The following is an 11,677-nucleotide window of genomic DNA, read 5'->3' as shown; positions in this document are numbered from 1 at the left end:
CCTCGCGGGCAGCCGGAGTCGACGCGAGTATCCCGTCAGGGGCGGCTGCCACTGCTCGGCGCCTCCGGTTCGGGATGAGCCGGAGGCCGCGCGGTGGCCGGGTCCTGCCCGTGATCGAGTCCGTCCTCAACCCGTGGTGCACGTCGGCGGGTTCCGGAGCCGATCAAGCGTCGGGCGGCCATTCGTGGCGCCCGGCATCGGTGCCGACGGGTGCCCGGCGCAGCCATCACGTGCCGGAAGCGCGGGCCGCTCACGGGTCGGCGACCAGCTGACGCCGGTACCGCTGATCCGGAGCAAGGGCGTCGGTGTGATCGGGGTGTCCCCGAGCAGGTCCTGAAGCATCTCGCCGGGCTGCGACCCCGGGCGCGGAGCCGTCGCCGTCCGGCTGCGACCCCGGGCGCGGAGCCGTCGCCGTCCGGCTGCGACTCCGGGCCCGGAGCCGTCGCCGTCCGGCTGCGACCCGGACCCGGACCGTCGCCGGCCCGGGCCCGTCCCTCACACCTCGGCCAGCGCCGCGGTCGGCGTCGCCTGTGCGGCCCGCCGGGCCGGCAGCACCGAGGCGATGACGCCCGCCGCCATGGCCAGCACCAGGACCAGCGCGACCTGGCCGTAGGGCACGGCGACGACCAGCTCCTCCCCGATCTCGGCGAAGGTGGCCGCCGCGCCGACCGCGCCGTAGCCGATGCCGAACGCGATCCCGACCACCGCTCCCACCGCGGCCAGCAGCGCCGCCTCGATGGCGATGGTCAGCCGCAGCTGACCGCGACGCAGACCCAGCGCCCGCAGCAGCGCCGACTCCCGGGTCCGCTCGACCACCGACAGGCCCAGCGTGTTGCCGATGCCGACCACCGCGATCACCGCCGCGACCGCGAGCAGCGCCACGACGACCAGCAACATGGTGTCCAGGCCCTCGGCGAGCGAGGCGTGCTCCACGGCGGCGCCGGTCAGCGTCAGCGCGTCGTCGGACACCAGCAACGGCTTGAGCTGCGCGATCACCGTGTCGGCCTCGTCGATGTCGTCCAGCGACCCCCACAGCGCCCGCGGCGTCGCCGCCGGGTCGAGCAGCGCCAGATCGGCCGAGGTGACCACCGCGGCCGCGTCCATGTTGTTGGCCAGACTGCTGTCGGCCAGCCGCAGGATCACCGCGGTGCCGTTCACGGTCACCGTCACCGGGTCGCCGTTCTCGAGCTCGAGCGACCCGACGATCCAGCTGGGCAGCGCGATCTCGCCGGCCGGTGGTGCCGGCGAGCGCAGCAGCGCGTCGCTGTCGGCGGTGGTGCCCAGCACCGTCACCGGGAAGGTCTGCGCACCCGAACCGATCTCGGCCGTGGTCCCGGCCACCGACACCGCCCGCACCCCGTCGATGCGGTCGACCTGGTCGACCAGCCCGCCGGGCAGCGTGCCGCCCTCCCCGGACGCGTCGATCACGCTGAGGTCCAGCGGATAGCGCTCGGTCAGTGCGTCCGACAGGCTCGCCCGCGCGGACGCACCCGCCACCTGCAGGGTGACGATCAGCCCGACGGCGATCACCAGCGCGGTACTGGTCGCCGCCGACCGCCCCGGATGACGCAGGGCGTTGGCTGTCGCGAGCCGGCCCGGCACCCCTCCGAGCCGGGCCGATCCGCCGACCAGCCGCAGCACCCACGGCAGCACCGACCGCAACAGCAGCAGCAGACCCGCCGCCGAGAGCATCCCGCCGGCCACCGCCACCAGCAGCGACGGCAGCACCACCCCGGCGGCCAGCGCGGCACCGCCGACGACGGTCAGCCCGCCGCCGAGCACCAGCCGCAGCCGCCCGGACCGCCGGTCCTCGGCCGCCGTGGGCACCACGCTCAGCGCCGCCAGCGGCGTCACCCGCATCGCCCGGGACGCCGGCACCAGCGCGGCCAGCACCGTGACGACGGTCCCGATCACGAAGGCCACGGCCATCCCGACCGGCGGCACCGTCAGACTGCCCAGCGCGATGTCGGCGACGCCCAACCCGACCGCCCCGATCCCGATGCCGACCGCCACGCCGAGCAGCGAACCGATGACCCCGACCAGCGCGGCCTCGATGATCAGCGACCGCCGGACCTGCTGCCCGGAGGCGCCGACGCACCGCAGCAGGGCGAGCTGCCGCTGCCGCTGGGTGACCAGGATGGTGAAGGTGTTGGCGATGACGAACGCGGCGACCAGGCCGGCGATCGCGGCGAAGGCGAGCAACACCGCGGTCAGGGTCTCCGTCCCGCCGATCACCGTCGACGTGCGCTCCTCCGCGGCGGCGGCGCCGGTGCGTACGGCCGCGTCGTCCCCGAGCGCGGCCGACAGGTCGGCGGCCACGGCCTCCGGCGAGGCGCCGTCGGCCACGGTGACCGACAGCTGGTCGATGTAGCCGCCGGCCAGCGCCGACAGCAGCTGCGCATCACCGAAGAACTGGTCGGAGCCGCCGGTCAGCTTCGACTGGTGCACGTCGACCAGGCCGGTCAGGGTGACCTGCCGGGCGACGCCGTCCGGGTCGGTGAAGGTCAGGGTGTCGCCGACGGTCAGCCCGTTGCGGGTGGCGGTGGCGGGGTCGGTGAGCACGGCGTCCGGGCCGATGGGCCAGGCGCCGGTCGTGAGGTCGAACCAGCGCTGCGCCGGGTCGGCCGGAATGCTCGCGACCATCGTCCAGCCGCGGGCGCCGGGGGTCTGCATCTCGACGTAGGTGGTGTAGCGCGGCTCCACCGCAGCCACCCCGGAGGCCGTGGTCACCCGCGGGTCGTCGGGGCGCAGATCGGCGCCACCGGGCTGCACCTCGACGTCCATCAGCGCCTGCGCGGCGCCGACGGAACGGACCAGGTCGGTGCGGAAGCTCGAGGTGAAGACGAGCGTGGCGGCGGCGAAACCGACGCCGATCGCGATGGCGAGCAGCACGGCGACGAACCGGCCGGGGTAGGCGCGCAGATTCGCCCAGGCGGCGCGCATCAGGCGGCCAGCGAGGCGAGCGCGGCCAGGACGGTGTCCGGTGCGGGCCGGTCGATCTCGCCCCGGATGTGGCCGTCGGCCAGCAGCACCGCGCGGTCGGCGTAGGCCGCGGCGTGCGGGTCGTGGGTGACCATGACGACGGTCTGGCCGAGCTCGCGGACGGCGGAGCGCAGGTAGGACAGCAGCGCCGCCCCGGTCTTGGAGTCCAGCGCCCCGGTCGGCTCGTCGGCGAACACGACCGCCGGGCGGGTGATGAGCGCCCGGGCGATGGCGACGCGCTGCTGCTGGCCACCCGACAGCTGGGCCGGTTTGTGGTCGAGCCGGTCGGCGAGCCCGAGCGAGGTGACCAGCGCGTCCAGCGCGGTCCGGTCGACCCTGCGGCCGGCCAGCTCCAGCGGCAGCGTGATGTTGTCCCGCGCCGACAGCATCGGCAGCAGGTTGAAACTCTGGAAGACGAAACCGATCCGGTCCCGGCGCACCTCGGTGAGGGCGCGGTCGGGCAGCCCGGTGATCAGGTCGCCGTCGATGAACACCTCACCCGACGTCGGCTGGTCCAGGCCGGCCAGGCAGTGCATCAGCGTCGACTTGCCCGAGCCGGACGGGCCCATGATCGCGGTGAAGGATCCGGGCGCGAAGTCGATGTCGACGCGGTCGAGCGCGGTCACGGTGGTCGAGCCCTCGCCGTAGACCTTGGTGACGCCGACGGCACGGGCGGCCGGCGCGCCGGCCGCCGGGCCGTCGGTGGGGGGATGGACGAGACCGGCTGCGGTCATGGGTGTTTCCTCTCCGGAGCGCGCGGTCGATGTCCCGCGGCGATGAGAAGAACGCTAGGGATGGGACGTGGTCGCCCACATCGGCCGAGGGCACCGGACGGTCGGTACCGGCGGACCTGCGCGGCGCGGCACATCTCCACCCGTGGGGGGAGAGGAGGGCCCCCGAACCCGACGCGGCGCGGTGTTCGCGCCGCCGGCTCCGCCGCTGCCCGCGCTGTTCACCTCGTCGAGCCACCACAGGGTTCGCTTCGATCCCCGCCGCGCAGCAGCACCTCTGATCCCCTGGCTACGCTCGTACCCCGTCGGGTTCAGCGCACTCAGCGCACCAGCCTGGTCTCGAAGGCGAACAGCACCAACCCGACCCGGTCCCGGCGCTGCAACTTCGCCAGCAGGCTCCCGACGTGCGTCTTGACCGTCGACTCGGCCATGAACAGTCCGGCGGCGATCTCGGGATTGGTGAGCCCGCGGGCGATCTCGACCAGCACCTCCCGCTCCCGGGCGGTGAGCTGCCCGAGCCGGTCGTCGGGCGGGGCCGGCGCGGACGGCAGCGCCGCGGTGACGTGCTGCAGCAGCCGTCGCGTCGCCGACGGGGCGATGACCGCGTCGCCGGCGGCGATCGTGCGGATGGCGGACAGCAACTCGTCCGGCCGGGTGTCCTTGAGCAGGAAGCCGGAGGCGCCGGCCTTGAGGGCGGCGAAGACGTACTCGTCCAGGTCGAACGTGGTCAGCACCAGCACCTTCGGCGTGTCCGGGCCCGGCTCGGCGAGCAGCCGGCGGGTGGCCTCCACGCCGTCCAGCACCGGCATCCGGATGTCCATCAGCACGACGTCGGCGGCGGTGGCCGCCAGTGCGGTGAGTGCCGCGGCCCCGTCGGCGGCGTCCCCGACGACGGCCATGTCGTCCTGCGCGTTGATCAGCATCCCGAAACCGGCCCGGACCAGCGCCTGGTCGTCGACCAGGAAGACGCGGATCACCGCTGCCCGCCGAGCGGGATCCGGGTGGTGGCGTCGGTCGGCGACGGCCACGAGGCCAGCGGCACGACCGCGCGCAGCCGGAACCCGCCGCCCGGCCGCGGTCCCGCCCAGAGCCGGCCGTCGAGCACCGCGAGACGCTCGCGCATGCCCTGGATGCCGTTGCCGGCCCCGTCGGACAGGGCCGCGGCGCCGCGGCCGTCGTCGACCACCTCGACGGTCAGGTCACCGTCACTGACAGCGATCTCGACCTCCGCGGCGGCCGCCGGTCCGCCGTGCTTGAGCACGTTGGTCAGGCCCTCCTGCACGATCCGGAAAACGGTCAGATCGACGGTCGGCGACAGCGGCGGGAGGTCGGCGGACAGTCGCAGGGTGACCGTCACACCCGACTGGCGGATCTGGTCGACCAGCTTGTCCAGCGACGCGAGTCCCGGCTGCGGCAGGTAGCCGTCGGGTTCGCCGATGGCGCCGTCGGAACGCAGGACCCCGACCAGCGAACGCATCTCGGCCAGCGCCTGCCGGCTCGTCTCGGCGATGGTGCGCAACACGTCGACGGCGACCGAGGGGTTCTTTGCCGCCGCCGCGGCGCCACCGTCGGCCTGCACGACGATCACGGCCAGCGAGTGGGCGACGATGTCGTGCAGCTCGCGGGCGATCCGGGTCCGCTCGCCGGCGGCGGCGTTCTGCACCCGCTGGTCGCGTTCCGCCGTGACCAGACGGTTCCGTTCGGCCAGCGCGGCCAACTCGGCGGCCCGGAAGTCCAGGTCGGCGCGGCGGCGGTCGCCCGCGACGTACGCGGTGGCGACCATCGCCAGCAGCGCCACCATCCCGCCGAAGGCGTAGGTCACGTCGTAGCTGTACCGCGTCACCGGCAGGATGACCGCCCCGGCGACGCCGGCGAACAGCGCGGCCCGGCCCCACGACCGGTCGGGGATGTAGACCACGCTCGAGTAGATGACGAGCAGCACGCTGGCCGAGGTGATGGTCGGCGCCCCGCTGACCAGGACCAGCAGCTCCAGCACGATGCTCGCGATGAGCACCGGCACCGGGTAGCTGCGGCGGAACACCAGCGGGAAGGCCAGCAGCACCGCCAGCCAGTCGCGGCCGTCGCCGTAGTACAGCGAGCCCGAGATGACGGCGACCGCCATCACGCCGAGGGCGATGGCGATGTCGCCGGGATACGGGTTCGTCCCGAACCACCGGTAGATGCTGTGCCGCATCCTCCGACCGTAGTTCCGCGGCCGGAGCTCCGGATCCCCCCACGGTTCCGGATAGCGTTGACCCCGATGAAGACCACCGACGGCCGGCAGATCATCGCGCGCAACCGCAAGGCCCGGCACGACTACGCGATCGAGACGACCTACGAGGTCGGGCTCGTGCTGACCGGCACCGAGGTGAAGTCGCTGCGCGAGGGCCGGGCGTCGCTCGTCGAGGGCTTCGCCGTCATCACCGACAACGAGGTGTGGCTGCACGGCGTGACCATCCCCGAATACCTGCAGGGGACCTGGAACAACCACTCGTCGCGGCGGCCGCGCAAGCTGCTGCTGCACCGCCGGGAGATCCTGCGGATCGCCGCGGTGCTGCACGAGAGCCCGCACGCGCTGGTGCCGCTGGAGCTGTACTTCCGCGACGGCATCGCCAAGCTCGAGCTCGCCGTGGCGCGGGGCAAGAAGAGCTACGACAAGCGGCACGACCTGGCCAAGCGGGACGCCCAGCGCGAGATCGAGCGGGCCGTGTCCGACCGCTACAAGCGGGGGCGGGCGCGGGGCTGAGGGTTCTGGCCGGAGGGGCCGGAGGGGCCGGAGGGCCGGGTGCCGTGGGGGTGGCGTGAGCGCCCAGGCGCGGCGTGGCTGGGGCGTCCAGTGTGACTTCGCGACAGTTCCGGCAGCTTCGCGACGGCTCCAGCCGGTCGGACTTGTCGCGAAGCCGATGATCCGGTCGCGGAGTGTGCCCAGGGTGGCCTTCGCGTCGGGTGTGTCGGTGGCGCACCTGTTGCAGCGGGTGCGTCGCTGGCGATAGTGATGCGAAAGGTGCGCGCCGCGGGGTGGCTCACCGGGTGTGTCGCTGGCCTCGACGGGGAGTCGGGTGGGTGGGACGTGCAGCCCCACTTCGCGACAGTTCCGGCGGCTTCGCGACGGCTTCGGCTGCTCGAATCGGTCGCGAAGGCGCTGATCCTGTCGCGGAGTGTGCCTGGGTGGCCCTTGCGTCGGGTGTGTCGGTGGCGCACCTGTTGCCACGGGTGCGTCGCTCGTGATGGTGATGCGAAGGTGCACGTCGGGCGAAGAGTGCTGCAGGAGTCGTACGCCTTCCCACTTCGCGACAGCTCGGTCAGCTCAGCGACGGCTTCGGTTGGCCGGACCGGACGCGAAGCCGATGATCCGGTCGCGAGGTGCGGGCGTCGGAGCCGAGGGCGCCAACGACGCGTCCGACGCGATCACAGGGTGCAGACCGCCCGCCTGCGCCCACGGTTGCTCCCTCACACTTCCGGGCAGACTGGCCGGGTGCCCGAACTCCCCGAGGTCGAGACCGCCCGCGCGGTCATCGAGCGTGCCGGTCTGAACCGCGAGATCGCCGACGTCGACGACAACGACACCTACGTCTGCCGCCCGCACCAGCCCGGTGAGATGAAGGCGGTGCTGGTCGGCCGGACGCTCACGGCCGCCCGTCGCCGCGGCAAGACGATGTGGTGCGAGACGGCGTGGGCCGGCACCGGCGACGACCCGAATCCGGACCTGACACTCGGGCTGCATCTCGGTATGGCCGGGCGGATCTACATCAGCGGCCCCGATGGGTCCGAGCACGAGGGCGGCGACCCGATCCGGCTCGGCACCGGCACGCCGAACCCGAGCTGGGACCGGTTCACGCTCACCTTCACCGACGGTGGGACGCTGCGGATGTTCGACAAGCGGCGGCTGTCGCGGGCCCGGTTGGACCCGAGTCTCGAGGCGCTCGGCCCCGACGCCAGGCTCGTCGACCGGGCCGACTTCCGCACGGCCATCGAGGGCTCGAAGGCGCCGATCAAAGCACGGCTGCTCGACCAGAGCGTCATCGCGGGGGTGGGGAACCTGCTGGCCGACGAGACGCTGTGGCAGGCCAAGATCCGGCCGTCCACCCCGGTGGACGAGCTGTCGCCCCGGGCGCTCACGCGGTTGCACGACGCGCTGCACGCGGCCACCGAGTCGGCCATCGCCCACGGCGGCGTCCACACCGGGGTCGTCATCCCGGCTCGGCACAAGGGGGCGAGCTGCCCTCGCTGCGGTGCCGCGATGCACCGTGACACCGTCGGTGGTCGCACCACCTGGTGGTGCTCCAAGGAACAGCGCTGACCGCGTCACGTTGCCGGTTGCGCACCCGTCTGCGACGCTGTCACCTCGGCGTTCGCTGATGGCGGGGGCCATGCGTGCTGTACCTCGACGGAATCCTGCTCATCGCGGTCCTGGCGCTGTGGGTGTATTGCATCGTCGAGATCCTGCAGACCCCGGACAGCGCGTGCCGTCACCTTCCGCGAATCGGCTGGCTCGTCCTGGTGGTCCTGCTGCCCTTGATCGGCAGCGTCGGTTGGCTGCTCGCCGGTCGACCGCAGGGCACCCGGAACGCCCAGATCCATCCCACGCCCGGGTACCCGGAGTACGAGCGGCTCGGCCGGGCGCTCCCACAGGACCCGACTGCCGACGAGGAGTTCCTGCGCCAGGTCCGTGCCCGCGCCGAGGAGCAGCGTGCCCGGTACCGCGAGCAGCAACGCCGGGAGCGGGACGGGCAGCTCTGACCCGGACGGAACTCGACCGGTGGTGCGGCCGGACGCGTCCCACCGCAGACGCGCGCGGAGCTCGCAGCAGCCGCCCGAGACCGTTCGGCCGGCTGTGCTGGCCGCACGATGTCCGCCGGCCGCGCCGGCCCGCTCGATTTCGGCCGGCGCCGGCCAGCCGCCAATGCCCAGACGTCGTTCTTCCCGTCCGCGGTGCCGGCGGAGACGGATGCCCAGCAGCACCGTCGGTGCTGACCCGCCGAACCGGTCGCCACCGCCGAGCGACGCGGTCCGGGCGGCGCGCAGCGGCCCGCGCCACACCGGCGGGCCCCCGTTGTCCCTGTGGAAGGCTCGCTCCCATGGTCAACCGCGATCGCATGGATGCCGGCCTCATCTACGACCCCACGGATCCTGCGCTGGCGGACCTGCAGGTCGAGGCGCTGGAAGTGCTGTACGACTTCAACGCGACCCGCCCTTCACAGGGCGCCGAGCGGGAGGCGCTGATGCGGCGGATGTTCGCCTCGGTCGGGACGAACTGCTACATCGAGCCGCCGCTGCGGTCGAACTGGGGTGGCCGCAACGTGCACCTCGGCAACGACGTGTACGCCAACTTCAACCTGACGCTGGTCGACGACGCGCCGATCCGCATCGGCGACAACGTCATGTTCGCCCCCAACGTGGTCGTGGCGACCGCCGGCCATCCGGTGATGCCGGAGCTGCGTCGCCGGGCGGCCCAGTTCAACCTGCCGGTGACCATCGGCGACAACGTGTGGATCGGTGCCGGCGCGCTGATCATGCCGGGCGTCACCATCGGGGACGATTCCGTCATCGGCGCCGGCAGCGTCGTGACCCGTGACATCCCCGCCGGCGTGGTCGCCGTCGGATCCCCGTGCCGCATCGTGCGGGAGATCGGTGAGCACGACCGGCAGTTCTACTGGCGCGACCGGCGGATCGACATCACCGTCGACGACTACATCGCCGGCTTCACGTCGTAGGAGCCCCCGTGGCGTCCGGCGAGCCCGGGTCATCCGGCGACCGGTGACGTCCGGGAAGCCTGCCGCGTCAGCGAGTCCGTTGCGTTCCGCGAGCCCGTCGCGTCCGCCAGGCCCGTCAAGTACTGGAAGCCGGTCGCGTCCAGCGAAGGCCGTCGCGGCCGACGAGCCTGTCGCGGCTGTCGAGCCCGTCCCCGCCGAGAGGCCGGTGACCTCTAGCAAGCCGTGACCTCCGGGAGGCCGGTGACGGCCAGCCCGTTGCCTCCGGCAAGCCGGCGACCCCCACCAAGCCGGTGACCGCCAGGCCGGCAAGCCGGTGACCCCCACCAAGCCGGTGGCCGCCAGGCCAACAAGCCGGTGACCACCGAGGTCGCTGAACCGGTGTCCGCCGGGAGAGCCGGTCATCTCGATGGGAGCCGGTCACATCCCCGGCAGCTGCTCAGGGACGCGGGATGTTCTTCAGGTTCGTCTTGGCGAGCTTCAGCACGTCCCCGACACCGCCGCCGAGGACGATCTTGCCCATCGACAGCGCGAAGCCCTTGGCCTCGGCCAGCGTCAGGTGCGACGGCACCTCCAGCGCATCCGCGGTGGTGACGACGTCGAGCAGCGCCGGTCCGTCGTGGGCCAGCACCTCGGTCACGGCCGCCCGCAGATCGCGGGGGTCGGTGACCCGGCGGGTGAAGAAGCCGGCGCCGGCGGCGATCGCGGCGTAGTCGACCTCGTCGTGGTCGGTCTCGAACGGCGGGTCACCGGCCACGAGCATCTCCAGCCGCACCATGCCGAGGCTCGAGTTGTTGAACACCACGACCTTCGTCGGCAACCGGTGCTGCTTCACGGTCAGCAGCTCGCCGAGCAGCATGGCGATGCCGCCGTCGCCGCTCATCGAGATGACCTGCCGCTGCGGGTAGGCGACCTGCGCACCGACCGCCATCGGCAACGCGTTCGCCATCGAGCCGTGCACCCACGAGCCGAGCAGCTTGCGGCGGCCGTTGGGGGAGATGTAGCGGGCGATCCAGGTGCAGCACATGCCGGTGTCGGCGGTGAACACCGCGTCGTCGTCGGCCAGCTCGTCCAGGATGGTCGCCAGGTACTCGGGGTGGATCGGTGTCGGCTGGTGCTCGTCGTCGACGTAGGTGTCGACGGAGCGCCGCACCTTCTTGTCGTGCGACTTCAGCATGTCGTCGAGGAACGACCGGTCGTCACGGGCGGTGAGCTGCGGCAGCAGTGCCTCGATCGTCAGTCCGACGTCGGCGGCGACGCCCTGCACCAGGGGGGTGCGCCGGCCCAGCCGCGTCGGATCGATGTCGACCTGAACGGTGTGGGCCTGCGGCAGGAAGTCGGTGTACGGGAAGTCGGTGCCCAGCATCAGCACCAGGTCGGCCTCGTGCAGCGACTCGTAACAGGCGCCGTAGCCCAGCAGCCCGGTCATGCCGACGTCGTACGGGTTGTCGTACTGCAGCACGTCCTTGCCGCGGAGGCTGTGCCCGACCGGGGCGTTGAGCGCCGCGGCCAGCGCGAGGACGTCGTCGCGGGCGTCGAGGCAGCCGATGCCGCCGAAGATGGCCACCTTCTCCGCGTCGTTCAACCGCTGGGCGAGCTCGGTCACCGCGGCCGGATCGGGCGCGGTCAGGGGACGGCGAGCGGCCGGTGCGGAGTCGACCACCTCGTTCACGGCGTCGGCGGCGAGCACGTCGCCGGGCAGCACCAGCACCGCCGCACCGCACGCGCCGACGGCGTTCTGCACGGCGACCCGGGCCAGCCGCGGCATCTGCTCGGGCGTGGACACCAGCTCGCACCAGTGGCTGGCCTGCGCGAACAGTGCCTTCGGGTCGGTCTCCTGGAAGAAGCCGGTCCCGATCTCCTTGGAGGTGATGTGCGAGGCGAGCACCAACACCGGGGCGGCCGAGCGGTGTGCGTCCATCACGCCCTGGATCAGATGGGTGTTCCCCGGGCCGCAGCTGCCGGCGCAGACGGCCAGCTTCCCGGTCAGCTGCGCCTCGGCCGACGCGGCGAACGCGGCGGCCTCCTCGTTGTGCACGTGGATCCAGTCGAGACCGCCCTTGGCCGACCCGCCGCTGCGGCGGACGGCGTCGCTGAAGGCGTTCAGGCTGTCGCCGACCAGCCCGTAGATGTGGGTGACGCCGGCCTGGACCAGCGTGCGGACCAGAACCTCGGCCACGGTTGTCGACATGCGCACTCCTCGATCGTCGGTACTTCCAGTCTGCCCGGTCGTTAGCTGAGCTAACGAGCCGG

General features: G+C 72.7%; 9 protein-coding genes. 4 read left to right on the top strand and 5 right to left on the bottom strand.

Translation table 11 applies throughout. From position 1 onward, the window contains the following. Positions 1 to 495: 495 nt before the first annotated feature. The 4 genes from DB033_RS17785 to DB033_RS17770 all read right to left on the bottom strand — a co-directional run bounded on the left by DB033_RS17785 (position 496) and on the right by DB033_RS17770 (position 5,907). Positions 496 to 2,943 carry an FtsX-like permease family protein gene (locus tag DB033_RS17785; RefSeq protein WP_111768177.1) on the bottom strand — a complete coding sequence of 816 codons (2,448 nt, stop codon included), beginning with the start codon at positions 2,941 to 2,943 and terminating at the stop codon, positions 496 to 498. Beyond that, on the bottom strand, positions 2,943 to 3,716 hold the full coding sequence (locus DB033_RS17780) for an ABC transporter ATP-binding protein (RefSeq protein WP_111768176.1): 774 nt from the start codon (positions 3,714 to 3,716) through the stop codon (positions 2,943 to 2,945). Before DB033_RS17780 ends, DB033_RS17785 begins: the two co-directional genes overlap by 1 nt. A gap of 317 nt (positions 3,717 to 4,033) precedes the next feature. Then, on the bottom strand, positions 4,034 to 4,690 hold the full coding sequence (locus DB033_RS17775; protein ID WP_111768429.1) for a response regulator: 657 nt from the start codon (positions 4,688 to 4,690) through the stop codon (positions 4,034 to 4,036). After that, positions 4,687 to 5,907, bottom strand: coding sequence for a sensor histidine kinase (locus DB033_RS17770; RefSeq protein WP_111768175.1), 1,221 nt, complete (start codon positions 5,905 to 5,907; stop codon positions 4,687 to 4,689). The genes DB033_RS17775 and DB033_RS17770 overlap by 4 nt, the downstream gene beginning before the upstream one ends. Positions 5,908 to 5,973: 66 nt before the next feature. Here DB033_RS17770 and smpB point away from each other — a divergent pair, with 66 nt between their 5' ends. The 4 genes from smpB to DB033_RS21705 all read left to right on the top strand — a co-directional run bounded on the left by smpB (position 5,974) and on the right by DB033_RS21705 (position 9,427). After that, positions 5,974 to 6,459, top strand: a complete 486-nt coding sequence (gene smpB / locus DB033_RS17765; RefSeq protein WP_111768174.1) for an SsrA-binding protein SmpB — start codon at positions 5,974 to 5,976, stop codon at positions 6,457 to 6,459. 729 nt (positions 6,460 to 7,188) lie between these two features. Continuing rightward, the gene (locus tag DB033_RS17760; RefSeq protein ID WP_111768173.1) at positions 7,189 to 8,013 is read left to right on the top strand and encodes an Fpg/Nei family DNA glycosylase; all 825 of its coding nucleotides are present in this window, start codon (positions 7,189 to 7,191) and stop codon (positions 8,011 to 8,013) included. Between the two features lie 74 nt (positions 8,014 to 8,087). Next, entirely contained in the window at positions 8,088 to 8,453 is a 366-nt protein-coding gene (locus DB033_RS17755) for a PLDc N-terminal domain-containing protein (protein WP_205843974.1), read from the top strand. A gap of 338 nt (positions 8,454 to 8,791) precedes the next feature. Beyond that, positions 8,792 to 9,427 (top strand): sugar O-acetyltransferase, encoded by a 636-nt coding sequence (locus DB033_RS21705; RefSeq protein ID WP_111768172.1) that lies wholly within the window; start codon positions 8,792 to 8,794, stop codon positions 9,425 to 9,427. 436 nt (positions 9,428 to 9,863) lie between these two features. Here DB033_RS21705 and DB033_RS17745 read toward each other — a convergent pair whose 3' ends face one another. Beyond that, positions 9,864 to 11,615, bottom strand: a complete 1,752-nt coding sequence (locus tag DB033_RS17745) for a thiamine pyrophosphate-dependent enzyme (protein ID WP_111768171.1) — start codon at positions 11,613 to 11,615, stop codon at positions 9,864 to 9,866. Between the last annotated feature and the right edge of the window lie 62 nt (positions 11,616 to 11,677).

The sequence above is a fragment of the Nakamurella deserti genome (assembly GCF_003260015.1).
GTDB classification, from domain to species: Bacteria; Actinomycetota; Actinomycetes; order Mycobacteriales; family Nakamurellaceae; genus Nakamurella; species Nakamurella deserti.
The sequence above is the reverse complement of the archived record's forward strand: the minus strand, read 5'-3'. Positions and strand labels throughout refer to the sequence as shown.

What these genes read in the sequence shown, in the direction of transcription:
- DB033_RS17785 (WP_111768177.1), bottom strand. Translation starts at nt 2,943, where the DNA reads ATGCGCGCCGCCTGGGCGAATCTGCGCGCCTACCCCGGCCGGTTCGTC.
- DB033_RS17780 (WP_111768176.1), bottom strand. Translation starts at nt 3,716, where the DNA reads ATGACCGCAGCCGGTCTCGTCCATCCCCCCACCGACGGCCCGGCGGCC.
- DB033_RS17770 (WP_111768175.1), bottom strand. Translation starts at nt 5,907, where the DNA reads ATGCGGCACAGCATCTACCGGTGGTTCGGGACGAACCCGTATCCCGGC.
- smpB (WP_111768174.1), top strand. Translation starts at nt 5,974, where the DNA reads ATGAAGACCACCGACGGCCGGCAGATCATCGCGCGCAACCGCAAGGCC.
- DB033_RS21705 (WP_111768172.1), top strand. Translation starts at nt 8,792, where the DNA reads ATGGTCAACCGCGATCGCATGGATGCCGGCCTCATCTACGACCCCACG.
- DB033_RS17745 (WP_111768171.1), bottom strand. Translation starts at nt 11,615, where the DNA reads ATGTCGACAACCGTGGCCGAGGTTCTGGTCCGCACGCTGGTCCAGGCC.